This is a genomic window from Pseudomonas sp. Irchel s3a12 (assembly GCF_900187485.1).
Taxonomy (GTDB): Bacteria; Pseudomonadota; Gammaproteobacteria; order Pseudomonadales; family Pseudomonadaceae; genus Aquipseudomonas; species Aquipseudomonas neuropathica.
The window spans coordinates 92,218-111,698 of record NZ_FYDN01000003.1 but is presented as its reverse complement, the minus strand read 5'-3'; the positions used below and the strand labels follow the sequence as shown (position 1 = coordinate 111,698).

The window sequence follows — 19,481 nt, the reverse complement described above, 5'->3', positions numbered from 1 at the left end:
GATGAACCGGTTTTTCATTCGGACGGTGCTAATTGCGCTTTCGCTTTTACCTCATTCACTGCCCGCGACTGCCAGTGAAGGCAGTTGCTACGGCTACCTTACTGAGCTTGTCAGGAGCAGCGATTTTCCGTTTCGTTATGTCGGCAAGGACAAGGTCAATTTGCTGATCGACGAGGACGACGGCGAAGCAGTGCGCGCCCAGCTGTTCTTCGATACTGACGGCACCGGCACGATTGGCTGGATCAAATACACCCCGGCTACCCGTGTATTGCTCAATAGCTCGGCGGAGTTGGAGGAGCCGGTGGCATTGTCATTCGATGCCAAGTTTGCGGACGGCTATGCGAAGTGCTTGGCGGAACAACAGGCTGGTTAACGGCGAAAAGGATTTCTCAATGAATCAGCTTTTGTTTTCCGGGGGCCTGGCATGGTTGTTCTCTTCCCCAGCCTTCGCCGCGCCGACGGATGCTTACACCCAACGCGATGTCATGCAGTGCGGCGGTGTTGAAGTGGTGTTGGTGTCGTCCTGCCGATCGGTGACGGTGGATGGTGCGCAAACCCACGTCATCCCGGTCTGCTCCGACCAGACCATCAACATCGGTAGCAAGGCGTTTCGACGCGATATCAGCAAAGTTTCACAACTCACTTCCGACGGTGCGAAGACGAAAATGTTGAGCAATGTTGTTGTGGCGATGGATTGCGTGGAAGGCCCCCAGGGCAGTCTTGTTTCGATAGGCGGCTATGGCGGTTGTGGTGCTTGCGGGGAGTGGCACGGCTATTACTCGACAACAGGGCGATTGGAGCAATACAGCTTCGATAATAACCAGCGCTCGTTTGGCTCGAAGGGATCTCGGGACGAGCTGATCAAGGCCTATGGCGTTACGAAGAGACAGTTAATGTCAGAAAGCCCGGCGGTGAAGAGGATCGTCTATGGCCAGCCTTAAATGGGTGTTGATGATCAGCTGCCTTCTTGCCGTCACAAGTGCCCTTGCCGAGGACCCGCCAATAGTCGGTATCGATGGGCACACCGTGACGTTTAGAGCGACAAAATGGACGATGCCCGGTGTGGATTCGGCGACCGCATGGTTCACCGCCAACGGCAAAACCTTCCCGCTCTTCAGTGCCGATGTTGGCGCCGACGGACACCCGGATTGGCTCAGTCCTGACAAGAAAACCTTATTGCTCGACCCGGTGGTCTTCGGCATGTTGTCGGACGAGAATCAAGAAGAAAAACTCGTCTCGCAACAGCATTGCGATGTGATCTCCATGGAAACCGGTTGCGTGCTGGCCGAGCGTTCCCCTCGTTTTTGTCTTGGCAAATGGGTGGGTAATCAGTGGTTTTCGGAAGATGGCGAAGTCCTCACACCTAGCCTGGAAACGGAGTCCCCGAAGGAGTGGTTGAAATATATCTCGACCATCAAAGCTGCGCAGTCCCGCGCTGATTCTATCGAATCGGGCCTGACTTTTTTGAGTCCTGAATCCTACATGGCGTGCCATCCCCCGGCGCAAAATGTTCAGGCGTACAACGACCTCGGTTTTTATCTGGCCGAGGGCGGTAGAGATGAGCTGGCGCTGAAGTTTTATCGCGGCGTTGAGGCCGTTGGTAAACGCACGGTACTGATGTTGAACATCGCCGATTCACTCTGGCGCCTTGATCGGAAAGAAGAAGCGCAGCGTTATTACCGCGAGTACCGCGACGCGATGAGCGCCGACGGCAAGGCGCAGAAAATTCCGCAAAGAGTGATTGAGCGAACTGCACATCAGGGAATGAAAAATTGAACAGGATTGTCCGTTTTATCGCATTGCCTCTTGGAACGCTGTGCGTATCAATCGCGCATGCCGAGGACACTTGCAAAGTCATCAACGTGAGCTGGCAATACGATGAGTGCTTGGAGGCCGACCGTAAGAATGCCGACGTACGACTCAATGCCAGCTACAAAAAACTGATGTCGCGGTTTGAGTCCAGCCCCGAACCGGAACTGACCAAGACAAATATGGCCGCTGCCAAAGAGTCGCAACGTGCCTGGATCAAATTGCGTGACACCACCTGCCCCCTCGAAACCACGGCTGTCGCACCCGGTTCGCAGGCTTATTCCCAAGTACTCAATAAGTGCATCACCAGAATGAGTCTGGAGCGTGCCGCCTACCTGGATGCGATTGCGCCTGACGGCCCGAGTGAAGTGGTCGATGTGGCCAAGGTTTCTGCATCGGCCTCGCAACGTTTCGGTGATGTGGTAGCTCGCTACGTCACTACGTTTGGCAACCCTTGCCTCAATGTCCAGCTTCTCGCGCCCGATGGCAATTGGCGAGTGCTGGCGTCCAAGCGGTTCTGCAGTTTCGAGGGCAAGTCGTTTTGGGATGGCTATGCCAGTGCGGTGTTTGAGGATCATGCGTTCGCTACTGATGGTTTACACCTGACGCTCAGCTTGTTCGAGCTTCGTGGGGAAAGAGAGAAGCGGCTCGCTTGTGTGATACCGATCCAGAATGAGCAAATCAAAGAGCTGAAGTGCGGCGCACCTGAGTCATCGTAAAACCCTCAGCCTAAACATTTGAAGATTGATTAACAGGGAAGTGAGTGGAATTGGCCAGGCTCTTAAGTTGTATGAGTGCGCTCGGATTCATGGTTGCCTTGTTGGCTCAGCAGGCATTAGCGAGTGACCCGCAAACCATCGGTGAGCTACATCCGCCTGTAGTCGCCTCGCTCGGTGATCAAAAAATCACGGTGTTCTTTTTGAAGAACAACCTCAAAGGTCAAGTTAGGGAAGGACATGTTCCTTATGCCGAGATCTTCTACATCACCACGAATGCGGTGAAGCCTTCGCTGAATTATGTGTGGAAGGTCGAAGGCGAGCAGATCGCCTCGGTGTTCTTCTTTGAACGCAAATTCCCGGAGCAATCGGGGAAGTCCATGTTTGTTCTGACAAAACAAAAAGTCTCGCACAGTCAATTCGAAGGTGATTCCTATTCGGTGCTGGAATTGCCACTGGTGAAGGACGGCGAACAATTGGCTTTGCGGTTTTTTAGCGGCGACCCACCAGATCCCGAGCTTGAGAACTGCCTCGACGGTCGAAATCTGGCGGATGATGTAAAAGTCGAATGTGCTTACAAGGATGCGACCAGCATTAAAAAGCGCTTGGCAGACTTGGATGCAAAGATAATTGCGGATTCAAAACTGCATCAGGACAACCGTCAGAATCCACTCAAAGCCAAGGGTGATACGTCTAACGTTACATGCCCTTCGACCGACTTTTCAGCGTTCCTCTCAGCTTTCTCCGAACGCGCAGATGTGCAAAAAGCCTTCGTACAACAACCGCTGAAAATGGCCACGACCGTGGCCGGCGATCCTGAACCTGAGATGGAAAAACGCAGTCTCAGCGGCGATCAGCTCAAGTTTCCAATCATGCCGGATCAAGCGACGCGAGATACCCAAGGCCTGACGTTGACCATCAAGGAAGCGCGGGACAAAAAAGCGATCGCGATCCTGCAGAAGCCGGATACCGACTATGTCTTCGAATATCGGTTTGTTCGTGGGCAGTGTTGGCGGTTGGAAGAAGTGGCGGATTATTCGCTTTAGAAACACCGGCGCTCATCGGCATATGTGCCTTCAACAGAACGGGTTCAGAGGGATTTGTGAAGAAGTTATTTTTAGTGCTGCTATTGGTGTTGCCGTTGGCGGCCCACAGTGAAGTTTCTACACAGGTAAGGTGCTTCCATTCGCTGGAAGGCAAAAACATCAATTTTGAGTTCAGAACCTATTACGACGTGGCCGCCAAATGGAGCGGCGCAAGTGTCAGGTACAGCAAGTCGAAGAAAGCCATTACTTTGGTTCATCACCGAACCGAAGAGTACGTCATGACGGAGGACGGGCCCTACGAATTCACGACGACTTGGGTGGAAGTTTCAGACGGTGCAGTGACGGGGCAGTATGTCATTGCAACGCAAGGCGCTCGGGTGAACTCTATGCGTTACACGAATTACAAATCCGGCAAACAGTATTCGTTCGATGAAGACTTCAGCATCGAGGCCTCTCCGGAAACGGGTTGTCAGTGGGGATGAAATCTTCAAGAAAGGGGACTTAACGTCCCCTTTTTTCATCCACAAACTTCGCTACGGCTTGGCCGCCACGCTTCGCACTTCAATCTGGTCGAGCGTCCCTTCCACCATCAATCTCACCCCGTCCGCCATTCTGCTCAGGGCCAGTGCCACCGAGCGGCGGGAGCCGTGGAGGTCGTCGGCGAGGTCACAGGCGATGACGCTGATGGACAGCAGGTCTTCGGAGGCGTTGGCCATGAGGGCTTCGGCGTCGGTGCCGGGGGAGAGTTTGAAGAGGCCGTTCTCACGTTTGGGATGTGGTTCGACGGCTGGTTTGAAATGGTGGTCGAGGGCGCGCTCGGCGGCTTCGTGGAATTTCTTCGAATTGGGGGATTCGTAGGGCGAGGTTGCTTCCGCGCTGAATGTTTCATCGGTCATCGGTGTAAATCCTGAGCAGTTAATTGATTTCCCCGAGTTCGGACTTGCACATCCGGCCACCGATTTTGCGGCGACACACAAAGCCTATCTATAGCCAGCCAACTCGCCTAGTTCATGGGCAGCACCGCACTTTGCAGGAAATTTCCCATAGATTCGCGGGGCGGAAGATCAAAAGATCGCAGGCTTCGCCAGCTCCTACAGGGATGTGTTTCAACAGGTGTAGGAAAGGTGAGTGGTGAGACGCAGAGCGTCTCGGGATGCATTCCCACGCGGAGCGTGGGGACGATCAGTCGGCGAGCGCTGAATCGTGACTTGGCGGTCATCGTGCGGGAAATAGTCTGCATCATCCTCCAACAGAGTCAGATACTGGCGTTATCGTCCGAATCCCTTACACTGCCCCGGCCGTTCATTTTCCTTTTGAGGCTGTGCGCATGAAATTTCGTTTTCTTCTGTGGATGATGGGTTTGTTGATGGGTAAGGCCAGCCGGACAAATCCTGCGTTCCAGCAGCAGTTGGGTGACAAGGATCTGGTGTTTCAGCTGCAGACGCTGGATGGGAAAGTGGCGCGGCATTTCGTGGTCAAGGATCAGCGCATCACCAGCAAGTCTGGCGTGGTGGCGGAGCCGGCGTTTGCGATTGCGTTTAAAGATGCCGGTTATGGCTTTGCGACGATGCAGGCGAAGAACAAGCAGTTGGCGTTTATGCAGGGCATTCAGGACAAGTCGATCCAGCTTAAGGGCAACCCTGCGCTAGTGATGTGGTTTCAAGGGTTGATGAAGTATTTGAAACCAAGAAAGGCGAAGGCTAAAGCTTAAGAAGTCGTTGACTTGAACAAACCCATGCACGCGCACTGAATAACGGTGCGCTTGTCTTGTAAGGCCATTACTCAGGCTCGCAAAGACAGCCGAACTGTCATTTCTATCAGGTGTTTCGTGCACAGGCGCGATGCTCTACTCAAGTTCCAGTTCCGGCATTAAGGGACTTAACTGACTTGATGGAGCAAGCTCATGACGCAGACACACAGTATTTCGATCCCTAGGTCTCTCGATCCGACATTTGCTCAGGATGGCGTGCTGACCTTACCGATACCTGGTATCGCGGGCGACGAAGCGGCGGCGGTCCTGGCGCTCCCCGATGCAAAATTACTCGTTGCGATACCTTTAACGGGAGCGAATGCCCCGGTTGCCATTGCGAGGCTGAATGACGACGGTTCGCTGGACGAAACCTTCGGTCCGGCGCGCAGAGGTTTTGTTGAAATAGCGCTGGAAGGGGCTCGGATCAGCTATGTATCCGGTCTCGATGCGCTTGAGGATGATGGTTGGCTGATACACCTTCAATATTCCTCGACTACCTCCAATGACGTTGGCCTTGCACTGGTCCGCCTGAAAAATACCGGTGAACTGAACGACGCGTTCGGCACCAACGGCATGCGGTTTATCTCCCATTACGGCAATCCCCATCCCGCTAGCGTGCCGCGTGAGGCAAGTCACCCGAACACCGGATCCTCACAGACTGCCCGCGTCCCATCACGATCAACGGCCCGGCAGGTGGATGGCAAAATCGTCCTGCTCCATTTCGTGTTTTTTGATGATGCACCACTGCCGGCGGGTGTTGTGATTCGTCTGCTAGCGGATGGGTCACTCGATCAATCATTCAACGGTTCGGGCTATGTGGTTGTGGATGTCGCCACATCGAATAACGTCTACGGCATCACCATTCAAGCCGATGGCAAGGTGCTGGTCTGCGGTTCATACCAGGACGGATCGGGAGGTCGTGGAGTTTTTCTGGCGCGTCTGGACGCAAGTGGCGCGCCGGACAGTCAATTCAACAACGGTGTGGCCGTGTTGATGCCCGATGATGAAGGCGAGAGTTTTCTGCAATCGATTTCGGTACGTGAAGGCGATGGCAGGATTATCGTCGCGGGCCAAGCTCTGCGTAATGGTCTCGACGGTGGGTTGATCGCTGCATTCACGACCAGCGGCGCGGCCAACCTTGTGTTCAATGGTGGCAAGCCGCTGTTTTCGCCGTTACTAAAAGGGTTGGCATGGACGCACACCTCACAGGTGGGTGGTTCGATCGTTGTTGTCGGTCAGGGTGAATCAGCCATGGTGACGGCGCGCTTCCTTGCTGATGGAAAACCGGATACGGCTTTCAACGGTACGGGGCATGCGCTGTTTGAAGACAGCGCAGGGGAAGCCTTTGCGCGAGGTTTGGCCGTCATGGGGGACAGCCGGATCGTGGTGTGCATCGAACTCTCCGTCCATTCTGATCTTCCCAACGTCCCTGGGCGTTTCGTGCGCTATCTGGCGGGCACGCCATCCTTGAATAACGATCCGACCTTCGGCGACGGTGGCATCCTCAGATTTCCATTCCCGGAATTCTCGGGATATGACGTCAGGGCGCTGCTGGCGCTGCCGCAAAACAAATTGTTGGTTGCCGTTCGCCTTTCAACGCCCGGTGCGCCTACGCGGATCGTTCGTCTGCTTGAAGACGGTGTTCTCGACTCAGCTTTCGGTGGAGAAGGCTCCGGCTACGTCGAGATCAGGCTGAAAGAAAATTTTTACATGAGCCGGATCCTCGGGTTTACACCGCTGAGCGATGGCGGCTGGCTGGTTCGTGCTCAGTACACGGAAGAGGGCGCGAATAACTCGACGGGTCTGGTGCTGGTCAGACAGCGCGAGGACGGGCAACTGCAGACGTCTTTCGGGGAACAAGGTGTGCTCTATCTTCCCTACGCGAAGATGGGCGGCGGCGGATATACCGGGGTGGTGCAAGCGTCTGCCAGCGGTGCCGCAGGGGCTGGCGCAGCAGGGATGGTCGCTCAACAACTGGACGAAAAAATCGTCGTGGTCAGTAACGTTGAGGATGCTTCCGGCCGGACAAAAGGTATCGTTCTGAGGTTCGAGCCGAATGGCTCACCCGATACGACCTTCAACGGCACGGGCTTTGCGTTCGTAGAGCTTGCAGATATTTCGCCTTTGGACATCGTTGCGCAAGCGGCCGCGACCCAGGCTGACGGCGCCGTGGTGATCTGCGGCAATTACTTTGCGGTGAGTGCGCATGGCGCCTTCGTTACTCGTTTCGACGCTACGGGTAAGGTTGACACAGGTTTTGGAATCAAAGGCGCGGTGGACGTGCCCCACGATCAATGGATAAGCCTGGACGTTGCGGCAATCGTCGACGACAAGATTGTTGTGGCCGGCGGTGCGGCGGTGGAGGGCGTCTCTCAGGGCTTGATTGCGGTGCTCAATCTCAGCGGCTCCTACAATCGGGTGTTCAATGATGGTCAACCACTGATTTCGTCACCTGTGTCCCAAGGCGTCAGATGGTTGCATTGCGTGCCGCGTACGGACGGTTCAGTCATCGTTTGCGGTAACAGTGGCACTGGCGCGCTTGATGAGAATCTCAGCGCGGTCACCGCACGCTTTCTGGCGGATGGTTCTCCAGACTCCTCTTTCTTTGGTTCGGGATTTACCGTTTTCAATGAAAGCGCGGGTTTCGAATACCCCCACGGCATGGCGGTAATGGACGATGGGCGCATCGTGGTGGGCGGAGTGTATTTCACCGACTCTGGGTACGATAAAGGCTGGGTGATCCGTTACCTGGACAAGTCGGCTTAAGCCGCAGGTTGGCCCATCGCGGGCAAGCGTCGCTCCAACTGGAGGTCGCTTGCCCGCTTTGCATTCAGGCCTGGCTGAACTGCGAAGCCAGTTCGCGCAGCAGCACTTCAGCCTCAAGCACTTTGCTAACCACGTCATTGGCCTTGTCGCGGGTCAGGCCCACACGCTCAAGCAGCGCGTCGGGGATGTCTTCATCCGGACCGGAGCCAATCCCGCGGCTGCGCAGCAGGCGCACAGCCAGGCAAACGAGGTTCGGGTATTCAGCATAAGCGCCGTCGTAGCTTGGGTCGTGCTGGAAGCGCAGAGCGGTGGCCAGTTCATCGGGCATGTCCCAGTAGCGCATCAGCCACGAGCCGATCTGTTCACGGCTGATACCGAGCAGGTGTTGCTCGATGTAGCTGTGGCACAGGTGCGGGTTGACCTCCAGGTGGCGGCAGATCAGCGAGAAGTGCGGCGGAAAGACGTGGGCCAGCAGCAGGTAACCGAAGTTGTGCAGCAGACCGGCCAGATACGTCAGGCCGGCTTCCGGGCGCTGGGCGCGCGGCATGGCGCGGGTCAGGCCTTCGATGACGGCGGCGGTGTAGATCGACTGCTGCCAGTACGGCGTGGTGTGTTGCGGGTGGTCTTTGGGCAGGCTCAGGGTCTTGCCGAGGGCCAGGCCCAGCGCAAGGTTGATCACCAGATCAAAACCGAGCACGCGGACGATCGCGTCTTCCACCGAACGAATCTTGCCCGGCGAGGCGTAGTACGGCGACGCCGCCCAGCTCACCACTTGCGCGGCCAGCGCCGGGTCGGTTTCAACCACGCCGGTGATGTCGTCGATGGTGGCGTTGGGGTCGACGCGCAGTTTGATGATTTTTTGTGCGGTTTCGGCCAGCGGCGGAATCTCGATGGTCGCTTCCAGACGTTGCTGAATGCGCCGCGCGGTGAACGCTTGCACGGCCTGGGTGATTTCCTCGCGGTCATCGTCCGGGCGGTCGAGGTTCGGACGGATGCTGCTCAGCGCTTCGCCGAAGTTGGCGGCGCTGGCCTTGGTCAGCATGGTCTTGAAGTCTTCGCTGGCGATTTCCAGCAGCAGGCCCGGCTCACCGGAGTTGATCAGCAACTTCGGTTCGCGCAGGAGGCTTTCTTCGTAGAGGCATGGCGAACTGGTCAGCGCTGGCAGGCCCGGCAACAGGCTCAGGCTGTGTTTGCCGAGCATCTTTTCCAAGCGCTCGGTCGACACAGCGGTGAGGCGCCGGCCCGTCAGTTCGGCGAGGCGATTGAGGTCGAGCAATTGGCTCTGCGGAAACAGCACCATCAGCGCGCCGACGGCGTCGTCCAGCAACACGGCTTGTACCTTGCGCGATGCATTGAGGCCGTGGTGGTCGAGCACTTCTTCGTAGGCGATGCCCAGCTTGCCTAGCAGCAGCCGAATAACAGACGGCGCGTGCGGGGATTCGGGGGCGAGAGCGGCTTCGGTCATGGTCTGTATCCGTTTTTGAAACAATGGCAGGAGTATAACCAGCTTGGTCGGAACGATCTGTCAGAAACTGCGACGGTGCTCACACTTGGCCGTATTGCTGCCCGTGACGCAACCAGCGATCGAGTAATGGGCTGACGTGGGTTGGCCAGCGTTCCAGCAAGGCTTGCGCGGCGTCGCGGACGGCGGGCAGCAGGTCGGCGTCGCGCATCAGGTCGGCGACTTTGAATTGCAGCAGACCGGTCTGGCGGGTGCCGAGCATTTCCCCGGGGCCGCGCAGTTCGAGGTCTTTTTCGGCGATGACGAAACCGTCGTTGGTTTCGCGCATGATGCCCAGGCGCTGGCGACCGATCTGCGACAGCGGCGGATGGTAGAGCAGCACGCAATGGCTGGCGGCGCTGCCCCGGCCAACGCGGCCGCGCAACTGGTGCAGTTGCGCGAGACCGAGGCGCTCGGGGTTTTCGATGATCATCAGGCTGGCGTTGGGCACGTCGACGCCGACTTCGATCACTGTGGTCGCGACCAACAGTTGCAGGTTGCCGGCCTTGAATTCGGCCATGACGGCGGCCTTCTCGACGGGTTTCATGCGCCCGTGAATCAGCCCGACTTTCAGTTCGCCGAGGGCAAGAGTGAGGTCTTCAAACGTGGTTTCGGCGGCCTGACAGGTCAGCTCTTCGGATTCTTCGATCAGCGTGCACACCCAATAGGCCTGACGGCCTTCGGCGCAGGCACCGCGCACGCGTTCGATGACTTCGACGCGACGGGTGTCGGTGACCAGCACGGTGTTGACCGGGGTGCGCCCGGGCGGCAGTTCGTCGAGGATCGAGGTGTCGAGGTCGGCGTAGGCACTCATCGCCAGCGTCCGCGGAATCGGCGTGGCAGTCATGATCAGTTGATGCGGGCACATGCGCCCGCCGACGCCTTTCTGCCGCAGCGCCAGACGCTGCTGCACGCCGAAGCGGTGTTGTTCGTCGATGATCACCAGCGCGAGGTTCTTGAACTGCACTTCGTCCTGGAACAGCGCGTGGGTACCGACCACCATCGGCGTGCCGCTGGCGATCTGCTCCAGCGCGGCGACGCGGTTCTTGCCCTTGAGCTTGCCGGCCAGCCACGCGACTTCAATGCCCAGCGGTTCGAGCCAGCGCTTGAAGGTGATGAAGTGCTGTTCGGCGAGGATCTCGGTCGGCGCCATCAGCGCAACCTGATAACCGGCCTCCAGCGCTTGCAGTGCGGCGAGGGCGGCGACCACGGTTTTACCCGCGCCGACGTCGCCCTGAATCAACCGCAGCATCGGTTCGTGCTGGCTGAGGTCGTAGGCGATTTCGTTACCGACGCGCTGTTGCGCGCCGGTCGGGTTGAAACCGAGGTTGGCCAGGTATTTCGGCGGCAGCTTTTTCGCTTTCGGCATCGCTGGCGCGCGCAGCGAACGCATGCTTTCGCGCAGGCGTTGTTGCGACAGTTGGTGCGTCAGCAGTTCTTCGAAGGCCAGACGATGCTGGGCCCAGTGATGGCCGAGGGCGAGTTCGTCGACGTCGGCATCGGCGGGCGGGTTGTGCAGGTAGCGGATCGCATCGGCCAGTGGCGCCAGTTGGTAGTCGCGGGCCAGTTCGGTTGGCAGCCAGTCGGGCAAGGTGTCTGGCTTAAGCATTGTCAGCGTCTGCAGGCACAACTGGCGCAGACGCGCTTGGGTCAGGCCTTCGGTGAGCGGGTAGACCGGGGTCAGGGTTTCATCTACTGGCGGCGGTTCGTCACCGGTGATGGCGCGGTACTCCGGGTGGTAGATTTCCAGGCCGGACGCACCGGGCCGGGCTTCGCCGTAGCAGCGAACCCGCGTGCCGCGCTTGAGGCCTTCTTTCTGCGCGTTGCTGAAATGGTAGAAGCGCAGACTGAGACCGCCGGTGCCGTCCTGCAAACGCACGACGAGGCTGCGTCGGCGGCCCATGACCACGTCGGCGCCGCTGACGGTGCCTTCGACCACGGCGTCCTGTCCCGGTCGCAGCGCGCCGATCGGCACCACACGGGTGCGATCCTGATAACGCAGCGGCAGGTGAAACAGCACGTCCTGAAGGTTCTCAAGACCGACCTTGGCCAGTTTCTCGGCCATGGCTTCGCCGACACCCTTGAGTGCCGTCACCGACACTTGCGACAGCTCCGTCATGACGCTCGCTTAACCGGCTGTAACCGGTGCCGCTGGCTTGGCCACCGAACACAGGCGAATGGAGTCGGCGAGGATCTCGATGGCTTTTGGCCGTGGGAAGCTCGCGCGCCAGGCAATGGCCACGGTGCGGAACGGCACCGGCGGCGACAGTGGGCGCACTTCGATCACGCCGGGGGCGTAGTGATGGCTGTCGACCGCCGACAGCGGCAGGATCGAGATGCCCAGACCGGACGCGACCATGTGGCGGATGGTTTCCAGCGAGCTGGATTCAACCGTGGTGTGCTTGGCGCCGTCGTTGCCCTTGGTCAGGGTCGGGCAGGCTTCCAGTACTTGGTCGCGGAAGCAGTGGCCTTCGCCGAGCAGCAGCAGGCTCTTGTCGTTGAGCAGGCCGGCGTCGATGGTTTCTTTTTGCGTCCACGGGTGCTGGGCCGGCATCAAGACGTAGAACGGCTCGTCGTAGAGCGGCAGGGTCAGCACGTCGGCTTCGTTGAACGGCAGGGCGATGATGATCGCGTCGAGCTCGCCGTTGCGCAGTTTGTCGCGCAGCACGTGGGTGAAGTTTTCTTCGATGTACAACGGCATCTGCGGGGCGACCCGGTGCAGTTGCGGAATCAGGTGTGGGAACAGGTACGGGCCGACGGTGTAGATCGCGCCGACTTTCAGCGGCGCGGTCAGTTGGTTCTTGCCGGCCTGGGCCAGTTCGCGGATGCCTTGCGCTTGCTCGAGGACTTTCTGCGCCTGGGCGACGATGCCTTCGCCGACCGGGGTCAGGCGCACGGCGCTTTTGCTGCGCTCGAAAATCAGCACACCGAGTTCGTCTTCAAGCTTTTTCACGCCCACCGACAAGGTCGGCTGGCTGACGTGGCAACGTTCGGCGGCGTGGCCGAAATGCTGCTCTTGGGCGAGGGTAACGATGTAGCGTAATTCTGTGAGGGTCATAGCAAGCGTCCATGAAGATGCGGGCCAAGCATACCGGCTGCAATCGATAGACGCACGTTATCAGACTGAGTGTGGAATGCGACTATGGCAAAAAGCAAAAGATCGCAGCCTTCGGCAGCTCCTACATTGGAATGCGATCCTTTGTAGGAGCTGCCGGAGGCTGCGATCTTTTGATCTTGCTACTTAGCGGCGGCGTTCGAGGGAGTAAACAAACGGCGCCACAATTTCAATCGAGCCATTGGTCAACATGTCGGCCGGTGGCTTGGGCAGCGGTTGTGCGCGGCGGATCATTTCCAGGGTGGCCCGGTCCAGATCGGCGTTGCCCGAGCGGCCCACCAGTTCGAACGACAGCACATTACCTTCGGCATCCACTACGAAGCGCAGGCGGTTCAAGCCTTCCTTGCCCCGTGCCTGTGCACTTTGCGGGTACTTTTTGTACTTGGCCAAATGCGCGAGCAGAGTGCCTTGCCAGCTGGCCTTGGCTGCCAACTGTGCCGGCGACGGGCCGGGCGCCGGTGCAGCGGATTTCTCCGTCGGTGCCGGGGTCGGTGGTGTATCGGCCGGTTTCTCCTCGGAAGGTTTTTCCTTCGGCGGATCTGGCAGCTTCTTCTCGACCGGCTTCGGCGGTTTAGGCTTGGGCTTTGGCTTGGGTTTTTGCACCGCGATTTCAGCTTTCGGTGCTTCGGCCAGTTTCGGAATCGGCAACTCTTCAACCGGAGCCGGTGGCTGCGGCGGTGTGACGACTTTCGGCGGAGCAGGCGGTGGCGGGGCCGGAACCGGGGCCAGCTCGACCATCATTGCCTGTGGGGGCAATTCGATGGGCGGGCGGGCGGTCCAGTTCAGCGCCAGCGCGATGGCCAGCGCGTGAACGCCCAGCACCACGGCCAGGCTACCGCTGTAACGCGTCAGCTTATGGCGCGTCGTGATCATTTCTTGGCTGCCGTCTCAAGTCCGACCAGACCGACCTTCAGGTAACCGGCGGAGCGCAGCTTGTCCATCACGCTCATGAGGTCGCCGTAATCCACGCCTTTGTCGGCCTGGAAGAAGATGGTGGTGTCTTTCTTGCCCTGAGTCTTGGCGTCGAGCACGGCGCCAAGGGTTTCGGCTTTCACTTCATCGTCGCCGATGTACAGGCGCTGGTCAGCCTTGACGCTGAGGAACACCGGTTTCTCTGGCCGCGGCGCCGGTTTGGCGGTCGAGGCAGGCAGGTCGACTTTGATGTCCACGGTGGCCAATGGAGCGGCCACCATGAAGATGATCAACAGCACCAGCATCACGTCGATGAACGGCGTGACGTTGATTTCGTGGTTCTCGGCCAGATCGTCGTCTGCGCCTTCTTTCAAATGCAGGCCCATGGCCGATTACCCCACTTTCACCATGTGCGGTTGCGAGCTGCGCTCAGGCTGGTGATCGAGGTCGCGGCTGACCAGCAGCAGAACTTCTGCCGACGCGTCGGAAACCTGCGCCTTATAACCGGCGATGGAGCGGGCGAAGACGTTGTAGATCACTACCGCAGGAATCGCCGCAACCAGGCCCAATGCAGTGGCCAGCAGTGCTTCAGCAATACCGGGCGCTACGACAGCAAGGTTGGTGGTCTGGGTTTTGGCGATGCCGATAAAGGAGTTCATGATGCCCCACACGGTACCGAACAGGCCGACGAACGGCGCGGTGGAACCGATGGTGGCGAGGACGCCGGTGCCGCTGCTCATGTTGCGACCGCAGGCAGCTACCAGACGCTCGAGGCGGAAGCTGACGCGTTCCTTGATGCCTTCCTTCTCGCGGCTGTTGACCGACAGGCGCATCTCTTCGAGGGCGTCGTGCACCAGCAGGTTGGCGAGGGTGCCTTCCTTGCCGGCAGTGGTACTGGCTTCTTTAAGGGTGGTGGCTTTCTTCAGGGCGGCGATCTCGCCACGCAGGCGACGCTTGGCGCCCATCAGCTCGAAGCCTTTGGCGATCCAGATGGTCCAGGTGATGATGGAAGCGATGGCCAGACCGATCATCACGATTTTCACGATGATGTCGGCGTTCTGGTACATGCCCCACGGCGACAGGTCGTGGGCCATGCCCAGGCTGTTGTCGGCTTCGAGAACTTCAGGTACGTCGGCAGCGTCTACCGCTTGCACTGGATCAGTGGCAGCGGGAGCAGCGGCAGGCGCGTTGGCGGCCGCTGCATGCTGTTCGGTCGCGGCCGGGGTAGCTGGCGCTTGTGCGTCGGCGAACGCGGCGGTCGGTGCCAGCATCATGCTGAGCAGCAGAGCCGCCAGCGCGCTCCAGGCGCGAGGTCGATTGGTTGGCGAAGCGGGGATTTGATTGCGTGTCATGCTGGCCGGACCTGAGATAGAAAAACGTTGATGCTCTTCCAGGCCTCGTGAGGCCGAGAACAAAAGTGAGGTGCATTATTGCAAGTAATTCTTGTTAACAAAAGTAATAGAGTATCTTTTTTTCCTTCATTGCTAGCCGCCCGTCCTTTGCCAGCGCTAGTCTGTGTCTTTCCGATAGGAGTTTTTTGATGTCCGCGCCTTCTGTTTTGATTGCCGGTTGTGGTGATGTCGGCAGTCGTCTGGCCAGGCAATTGCTGGCGGCTGGTTGGGAAGTTCATGGCTTGCGCCGGGATGTTTCGAAGCTGCCCGACGGGGTGATTGGCGTTGCCGGCGACTTGTTCAATGAGGACTGCCCGGCGACCTGGCCGGTGGGTGCCGTGGACTATCTGGTGTATTGCGCTGCAGTGACTGATCACGATGAGGCCGGTTATCGCGCGGCTTATGTGCAGGGTTTGCAGAATGTCCTGAGCTGGCTCGACGACTATGGGCAGGTGCCTGAGCGGCTGATCTTCGTCTCCAGCAGCAGTGTGTATGGGCAGCAGGAGGGTGAGTGGGTCGATGAGAACTCAGAGACCATCGCTGCCGGTTATTCCGGGCGATTGATGCTGGAGGCTGAGCAGGTCGCGCTCAATAGCGGTATTCCGGCAAGCATTCTGCGTTTGACCGGGATCTATGGACCGGGCCGCGAGTGGCTGCTGACTCAAGTGCGTCGCGGCTATCGCGTGGCGGTCGAGCCGCCGCTGTATGGCAACCGGATTCATGCTGACGACGCGGCAGGGTTGCTGGCGTTCCTGTTGGAGAGAGATCGGCAGGGCGTGAAGCTGGAGGATTTCTACATCGGCGTCGACGACGCGCCGGCACCCTTGGCCGAGGTAGTGGGCTGGTTGCGTGAGTATCTGGGCGTTACCGAATGGTCGGAAGACGCCAGCGTGCGGCGCACGGGCAGCAAGCGTTGCAGCAATGCCCGGGCTAAAGCGTTGGGCTGGACGCCAATTTACCCGAGCTACCGCGAAGGCTATGCCGCGATCCTAGAAGGTAAATGCTGACTTCCTGACACCCCAAAACAACTGTAGGAGTGAGCCTGCTCGCGATGAGGTCATAACATTCAACACTTGTGCTGACTGTTACACCGCTATCGCGAGCAGGCTCACTCCTACAGGGGATATCTGCGAATTCAGAAGCAGGTTACTGCTTCTCCAGCAACCACTTGCGCTCGCCCGGCGTGTACTGCGGCATTTCATCTGCCAGCGCCGTGTTCACGGCCTGGAAAATCTCCAGTTCCTTGCCCTTGCGCGCAAAGATGTAGGCATTGCCCTGACCGTTGAGCTGCAACCACATGTTGTCGTTGGTGCTGCTCATCGAAGCGCAATCACCTGCCAGGCACAAGGCATAACGGTCGGCTCCTGGCAGCCCGGAGACCTGGCCGTCAGCCTGAAACTGCACGGTGCCGCCTTCGCCCTGACCGCTGGCGATTGTCCAGTTGCCGCCCATGTAGGCGGAATACAGTGCACGTTCGAAACTGGCACCGATCGGTGCGCCTTCCGGCACCGGAATCTGTGCACGGTCGAAAACCTGCTCCGGTTCGTTATCGCTGGCGGCTTGCTGCAGTTGTCCGCCGTCGCGTTTCAGCTCGCTGGCGGAGCTGCCATAGAAGTCGACTTTCCAGGCGCCGGATTTCTCGCCCAGCAGCCGTCCTTCGACGTTCTCAAAACCGTTGGTGTAGCGGGCCTGACTGGCCTTGGTGTTGACGTCCCACTCAAGGTTCGGGCCGTAGGCCTGAAGCGCTTCGCGCAGGGGGCCGCCCTTGGCTGCGGCATCGATCGCCACCTGATTGATCCAGGTGCCGCTGATGTCACGGTCGGCAGGGTTGCTGGCGCAGCCGCCGAGGAAAATGGCGAGCAGCGGGAGAGCTAGCGCTTTGCGCATGGTGGAATCCTTTCAAAACCTTTTCTTGCAGAGCAGTCGGCGCGGCGTTTGAAGGCCGCGCCGTGCGCATCACTCGATGACCAGAATGGCATCCATTTCAACCTGCGAACCCTTTGGCAGGGCAGCCACGCCAATGGCGGCGCGGGCCGGGTATGGCTGGTCGAAATACTTGCCCATGATCTCGTTGACCTTGGCGAAGTGGCTCAGATCGGTGAGGAAGATGTTCAGTTTGACGATGTCCTTGAACGAACCGCCAGCGGCTTCGGCCACGGCCTTCAGGTTCTCGAACACCTGGACGGTCTGGGCTTCGAAGCCTTCAACCAGTTCCATGGTTTTTGGGTCCAGAGGAATCTGACCCGACATGTATACGGTGTTGCCGGCCTTGATCGCCTGGGAGTAAGTACCGATGGCGGCCGGGGCCTTGTCGCTGGTGATAACAGTCTTGGTCATGTATGACTCCTTGTAATGGTTGAGTTATGCACGCATACGGGTGATGCGGATCACCCCGGTCAAGGCGCGCAGTTTCTTGATCACGCGGGCCAGGTGCACACGGTCGTGAACGCTGACCACCAACTGGACCACGCTGATGCGACCATCGCGTTCGTCCATGCTGATTTTCTCGATATTGCCGTCGGCTGCGTTGACGCTGCTGGCCAGCAGGGCGATCAGGCCACGCTGGTGTTCCAGCTCGACGCGCAGTTCGACGTTGAATTCGCCGGTGACATCCTTGGCCCACGAGAGCTGGATGCATTTTTCCGGGTTGTGCCGGATTTCGCTGATGTTGCGGCAGTTGTCCAGGTGCACGACCATGCCTTTGCCCGCCGACAGGTGCCCGACTATCGGGTCGCCCGGGATCGGCGTGCAGCACTTGGCGTAGCTCAGCACCAGACCTTCGGTACCGCGAATCGCCAGCGGGCCTTCCGGGCTTGGCAGTTGTTCGCCTTCGCCAAGCAGGCGGCGGGCGACTACGTAGGCCATGCGATTACCCAGGCCAATGTCTTCAAGCAAATCTTCGATCAGTTCGAGGCGATACTCGGTGAGCATGGCTTTGACGCGTTCGGTCGGGATCTTCTCCAGCGAACTGTCGAAACCGTTGAGCACCTTGTTCAGCAGGCGTTCGCCGAGGCTGATGGACTCGGAGCGACGTTGCAGTTTCAGCGCATGGCGGATGTGCGTGCGTGCCTTGCCGGTGACGACGAAATTGAGCCACGCCGGGTTTGGCCGTGCGCCCGGGGCGCTGACGATCTCGACTGTGGAGCCGCTTTGCAGTGGTTCGGACAGCGGTGCGAGACGGCGGTTGATCCGGCAGGCTATGCAGCTGTTGCCGACATCGGTGTGCACCGCGTAGGCAAAGTCGACCGCCGTGGAGCCTTTCGGCAGCTCCATGATCCGGCCTTTTGGCGTGAACACGTAGACCTCGTCCGGGAACAGGTCGATCTTCACGCTCTCGATGAATTCCAGCGAGTTGCCGGCACGTTGCTGCATCTCCAGCACGCCTTTGACCCACTGACGGGCGCGGGCGTGAGTGCCTTTTGGCTGCTCGTCACCGCTGGATTTGTACAGCCAATGGGCGGCGATGCCGTTGTTGGCCATCTCTTCCATTTCGCGGGTGCGGATCTGGATTTCGATCGGCACGCCATGCATGCCGAACAGCGTGGTGTGCAGCGACTGATAGCCGTTGGCCTTGGGAATCGCGATGTAATCCTTGAAGCGCCCTGGCAACGGTTTGTACAAATTATGCACAGCACCCAGCACGCGGTAACAGGTATCGACCTTGTCGACGATGATCCGGAACGCATAGACGTCCATGATCTCGTTGAAGGCCCGACGCTTGCCGCGCATTTTCTTGTAGATGCCGTAGAGGTGTTTCTGACGACCGCTGACTTCGCCCTGGATGCCGTCGATGGCAAGGCAGTGACCGAGGGATTCTTCGATCTTGTTGACGATTTCCTTGCGGTTGCCCCGGGCGCGTTTGACCGCTTGGTAGATCCGCGCGGAACGCATCGGGTGCATGGCCTTGAAGCCAAGGTCTTCAAATTCGATACGAATGGCATGCATGCCCAGCCGGTTGGCGATGGGCGCGTAGATTTCCAGGGTTTCCTTGGCGATGCGTCGGCGCTTTTCGCCGGACAGCACTTCCAGCGTGCGCATGTTGTGCAGGCGGTCGGCGAGTTTGACCAGGATCACGCGAATGTCGCGTGCCATGGCCATGGCCATTTTCTGGAAGTTTTCGGCTTGGGCTTCGGCCTTGGTCTCGAAATTCATCTGGGTCAGTTTGCTGACCCCGTCGACCAGTTCGGCCACGGTTTCACCGAACTGCGCTTGCAGCGCTTCTTTGGCGATACCGGTGTCTTCGATCACGTCATGCAGCATCGCCGCCATCAGGCTCTGATGGTCCATGTGCATGTCGGCAAGAATATTGGCCACGGCAAGGGGATGCGTGACGTACGCCTCGCCGCTGCGACGGCGTTGACCGTCATGGGCTTGTTCGGCGTAGAAATACGCTCGGCGGACCAGGTTGACCTGGTCGTTGCCGAGGTAGGTCGATAAGCGATCGGCGAGGGCGTCTATGCTCGGCATGATAATTC

19 protein-coding genes are annotated in these 19,481 nt (G+C 58.9%); 9 read left to right on the top strand and 10 right to left on the bottom strand.

Annotated features, from left to right (window positions below):
• Window position 1: 1 nt before the first annotated feature.
• The 6 genes from CKW14_RS06715 to CKW14_RS06690 all read left to right on the top strand — a co-directional run bounded on the left by CKW14_RS06715 (window position 2) and on the right by CKW14_RS06690 (window position 4,053).
• On the top strand, window positions 2–373 hold the full coding sequence (locus CKW14_RS06715; protein ID WP_095049670.1) for a hypothetical protein: 372 nt from the start codon (window positions 2–4) through the stop codon (window positions 371–373).
• 19 nt (window positions 374–392) lie between these two features.
• Entirely contained in the window at window positions 393–941 is a 549-nt protein-coding gene (locus CKW14_RS06710) for a hypothetical protein (RefSeq protein ID WP_095049671.1), read from the top strand.
• The gene (locus CKW14_RS06705; protein WP_095125027.1) at window positions 928–1,776 is read left to right on the top strand and encodes a type IV pilus biogenesis/stability protein PilW; all 849 of its coding nucleotides are present in this window, start codon (window positions 928–930) and stop codon (window positions 1,774–1,776) included. Before CKW14_RS06710 ends, CKW14_RS06705 begins: the two co-directional genes overlap by 14 nt.
• A complete protein-coding gene (locus CKW14_RS06700) occupies window positions 1,773–2,528 on the top strand; it encodes a lysozyme inhibitor LprI family protein (RefSeq protein WP_095049673.1) in 756 nt (251 codons plus the stop codon). Before CKW14_RS06705 ends, CKW14_RS06700 begins: the two co-directional genes overlap by 4 nt.
• 71 nt (window positions 2,529–2,599) lie before the next feature.
• The gene (locus CKW14_RS06695; RefSeq protein WP_256587186.1) at window positions 2,600–3,571 is read left to right on the top strand and encodes a hypothetical protein; all 972 of its coding nucleotides are present in this window, start codon (window positions 2,600–2,602) and stop codon (window positions 3,569–3,571) included.
• Between the two features lie 56 nt (window positions 3,572–3,627).
• Window positions 3,628–4,053 (top strand): hypothetical protein, encoded by a 426-nt coding sequence (locus CKW14_RS06690; protein WP_095049674.1) that lies wholly within the window; start codon window positions 3,628–3,630, stop codon window positions 4,051–4,053.
• Between the two features lie 51 nt (window positions 4,054–4,104).
• On the opposite strand, the gene CKW14_RS06685 is transcribed toward CKW14_RS06690, so the two are convergent.
• Window positions 4,105–4,467 (bottom strand): DUF6124 family protein, encoded by a 363-nt coding sequence (locus tag CKW14_RS06685; RefSeq protein WP_095049317.1) that lies wholly within the window; start codon window positions 4,465–4,467, stop codon window positions 4,105–4,107.
• Between the two features lie 431 nt (window positions 4,468–4,898).
• Between CKW14_RS06685 and CKW14_RS06680 the strand changes: the two genes are divergently transcribed.
• Complete coding sequence (locus tag CKW14_RS06680; protein WP_007920327.1) at window positions 4,899–5,282, top strand: hypothetical protein; 384 nt, start codon at window positions 4,899–4,901, stop codon at window positions 5,280–5,282.
• A 192-nt stretch (window positions 5,283–5,474) separates the two neighbouring features.
• Complete coding sequence (locus CKW14_RS06675; RefSeq protein ID WP_095125026.1) at window positions 5,475–8,087, top strand: hypothetical protein; 2,613 nt, start codon at window positions 5,475–5,477, stop codon at window positions 8,085–8,087.
• Between the two features lie 64 nt (window positions 8,088–8,151).
• Here the strand turns inward: CKW14_RS06675 and CKW14_RS06670 are convergent, their stop codons facing one another.
• From CKW14_RS06670 to exbB, 6 genes are all read right to left on the bottom strand, one after another.
• The gene (locus tag CKW14_RS06670) at window positions 8,152–9,552 is read right to left on the bottom strand and encodes an aminoacyl-tRNA deacylase and HDOD domain-containing protein (RefSeq protein ID WP_016985804.1); all 1,401 of its coding nucleotides are present in this window, start codon (window positions 9,550–9,552) and stop codon (window positions 8,152–8,154) included.
• 79 nt (window positions 9,553–9,631) lie between these two features.
• A complete protein-coding gene (gene recG, locus CKW14_RS06665; protein WP_016985805.1) occupies window positions 9,632–11,707 on the bottom strand; it encodes an ATP-dependent DNA helicase RecG in 2,076 nt (691 codons plus the stop codon).
• 9 nt (window positions 11,708–11,716) lie between these two features.
• Entirely contained in the window at window positions 11,717–12,646 is a 930-nt protein-coding gene (locus CKW14_RS06660) for a hydrogen peroxide-inducible genes activator (protein ID WP_007920331.1), read from the bottom strand.
• 183 nt (window positions 12,647–12,829) lie between these two features.
• Window positions 12,830–13,576, bottom strand: a complete 747-nt coding sequence (locus CKW14_RS06655; protein WP_093429658.1) for an energy transducer TonB — start codon at window positions 13,574–13,576, stop codon at window positions 12,830–12,832.
• Entirely contained in the window at window positions 13,573–14,001 is a 429-nt protein-coding gene (gene exbD, locus CKW14_RS06650) for a TonB system transport protein ExbD (RefSeq protein ID WP_007920333.1), read from the bottom strand. Before exbD ends, CKW14_RS06655 begins: the two co-directional genes overlap by 4 nt.
• A 6-nt stretch (window positions 14,002–14,007) precedes the next feature.
• Window positions 14,008–14,967 carry a tonB-system energizer ExbB gene (gene exbB / locus CKW14_RS06645; protein WP_095049321.1) on the bottom strand — a complete coding sequence of 320 codons (960 nt, stop codon included), beginning with the start codon at window positions 14,965–14,967 and terminating at the stop codon, window positions 14,008–14,010.
• Window positions 14,968–15,155: 188 nt separating this feature from the next.
• Here exbB and CKW14_RS06640 point away from each other — a divergent pair, with 188 nt between their 5' ends.
• Window positions 15,156–16,013, top strand: a complete 858-nt coding sequence (locus CKW14_RS06640) for an SDR family oxidoreductase (RefSeq protein ID WP_095125025.1) — start codon at window positions 15,156–15,158, stop codon at window positions 16,011–16,013.
• A gap of 139 nt (window positions 16,014–16,152) precedes the next feature.
• Here CKW14_RS06640 and CKW14_RS06635 read toward each other — a convergent pair whose 3' ends face one another.
• From CKW14_RS06635 to spoT, 3 genes are all read right to left on the bottom strand, one after another.
• Window positions 16,153–16,893, bottom strand: a complete 741-nt coding sequence (locus CKW14_RS06635) for a hypothetical protein (RefSeq protein WP_095125024.1) — start codon at window positions 16,891–16,893, stop codon at window positions 16,153–16,155.
• A gap of 69 nt (window positions 16,894–16,962) precedes the next feature.
• On the bottom strand, window positions 16,963–17,343 hold the full coding sequence (locus CKW14_RS06630) for a RidA family protein (protein WP_003229509.1): 381 nt from the start codon (window positions 17,341–17,343) through the stop codon (window positions 16,963–16,965).
• A gap of 24 nt (window positions 17,344–17,367) precedes the next feature.
• Window positions 17,368–19,473, bottom strand: a complete 2,106-nt coding sequence (spoT, locus tag CKW14_RS06625) for a bifunctional GTP diphosphokinase/guanosine-3',5'-bis pyrophosphate 3'-pyrophosphohydrolase (protein ID WP_064389568.1) — start codon at window positions 19,471–19,473, stop codon at window positions 17,368–17,370.
• Between the last annotated feature and the right edge of the window lie 8 nt (window positions 19,474–19,481).

What these genes read in the sequence shown, in the direction of transcription:
- CKW14_RS06715 (WP_095049670.1), top strand. Translation starts at nt 2, where the DNA reads ATGAACCGGTTTTTCATTCGGACGGTGCTAATTGCGCTTTCGCTTTTA.
- CKW14_RS06710 (WP_095049671.1), top strand. Translation starts at nt 393, where the DNA reads ATGAATCAGCTTTTGTTTTCCGGGGGCCTGGCATGGTTGTTCTCTTCC.
- CKW14_RS06705 (WP_095125027.1), top strand. Translation starts at nt 928, where the DNA reads ATGGCCAGCCTTAAATGGGTGTTGATGATCAGCTGCCTTCTTGCCGTC.
- CKW14_RS06695 (WP_256587186.1), top strand. Translation starts at nt 2,600, where the DNA reads ATGAGTGCGCTCGGATTCATGGTTGCCTTGTTGGCTCAGCAGGCATTA.
- CKW14_RS06685 (WP_095049317.1), bottom strand. Translation starts at nt 4,467, where the DNA reads ATGACCGATGAAACATTCAGCGCGGAAGCAACCTCGCCCTACGAATCC.
- CKW14_RS06680 (WP_007920327.1), top strand. Translation starts at nt 4,899, where the DNA reads ATGAAATTTCGTTTTCTTCTGTGGATGATGGGTTTGTTGATGGGTAAG.
- CKW14_RS06675 (WP_095125026.1), top strand. Translation starts at nt 5,475, where the DNA reads ATGACGCAGACACACAGTATTTCGATCCCTAGGTCTCTCGATCCGACA.
- CKW14_RS06670 (WP_016985804.1), bottom strand. Translation starts at nt 9,552, where the DNA reads ATGACCGAAGCCGCTCTCGCCCCCGAATCCCCGCACGCGCCGTCTGTT.
- recG (WP_016985805.1), bottom strand. Translation starts at nt 11,707, where the DNA reads ATGACGGAGCTGTCGCAAGTGTCGGTGACGGCACTCAAGGGTGTCGGC.
- CKW14_RS06660 (WP_007920331.1), bottom strand. Translation starts at nt 12,646, where the DNA reads ATGACCCTCACAGAATTACGCTACATCGTTACCCTCGCCCAAGAGCAG.
- CKW14_RS06655 (WP_093429658.1), bottom strand. Translation starts at nt 13,576, where the DNA reads ATGATCACGACGCGCCATAAGCTGACGCGTTACAGCGGTAGCCTGGCC.
- exbD (WP_007920333.1), bottom strand. Translation starts at nt 14,001, where the DNA reads ATGGGCCTGCATTTGAAAGAAGGCGCAGACGACGATCTGGCCGAGAAC.
- exbB (WP_095049321.1), bottom strand. Translation starts at nt 14,967, where the DNA reads ATGACACGCAATCAAATCCCCGCTTCGCCAACCAATCGACCTCGCGCC.
- CKW14_RS06640 (WP_095125025.1), top strand. Translation starts at nt 15,156, where the DNA reads ATGTCCGCGCCTTCTGTTTTGATTGCCGGTTGTGGTGATGTCGGCAGT.
- CKW14_RS06635 (WP_095125024.1), bottom strand. Translation starts at nt 16,893, where the DNA reads ATGCGCAAAGCGCTAGCTCTCCCGCTGCTCGCCATTTTCCTCGGCGGC.
- CKW14_RS06630 (WP_003229509.1), bottom strand. Translation starts at nt 17,343, where the DNA reads ATGACCAAGACTGTTATCACCAGCGACAAGGCCCCGGCCGCCATCGGT.
- spoT (WP_064389568.1), bottom strand. Translation starts at nt 19,473, where the DNA reads ATGCCGAGCATAGACGCCCTCGCCGATCGCTTATCGACCTACCTCGGC.